Source organism: Wolbachia endosymbiont of Tuta absoluta (assembly GCF_059414725.1).
In genome coordinates, this window is the sequence record NZ_JBNRJY010000796.1 from 1 (window position 1) to 644 (window position 644).

The 644-nt window shown below is 58.2% G+C and carries 1 rRNA gene; it reads right to left on the bottom strand.

The annotated features are described in order from the left end of the window. Window positions 1-532 (bottom strand): 16S ribosomal RNA (locus ACJ5GX_RS08135); the annotation flags it as partial. Window positions 533-644: the final 112 nt, after the last annotated feature.

Below are 644 nucleotides of genomic sequence, written 5' to 3' on the forward strand. Positions count from 1 at the left end.
GCTCCGGAAGCCACGCCTCAAGGGCACAACCTCCAAGTCGACATCGTTTACGGCGTGGACTACCAGGGTATCTAATCCTGTTTGCTCCCCACGCTTTCGTGCATGAGCGTCAGTACAGGTCCAGGGGATTGCCTTCGCCATCGGTGTTCCTCCGCATATCTACGCATTTCACTGCTACACGCGGAATTCCATCCCCCTCTACCGTACTCTAGCTATGCAGTCACAAAGGCCGTTCCCAGGTTGAGCCCGGGGATTTCACCACTGTCTTACAAAACCGCCTGCGCACGCTTTACGCCCAGTAATTCCGATTAACGCTTGCACCCTACGTATTACCGCGGCTGCTGGCACGTAGTTAGCCGGTGCTTATTCTTACGGTACCGTCATGACCCGAGGATATTAGCCCCAGGCTTTTCGTTCCGTACAAAAGCAGTTTACAACCCGAGGGCCTTCATCCTGCACGCGGCATTGCTGGATCGATCGAGCACATCGATGTCGTCTTCGTCATCGCTGGCATGCACCGCCAGCGCGATGGCTTCATCGATGCGGCGCTGCAGCTCGGCCTCATGCTCCACGCTGCCTCCGGCAGGCACCATGGAGTACGGCGGCTGCTGCGCTGGGGGCGGCGCCACATCCAGCAAGGGATC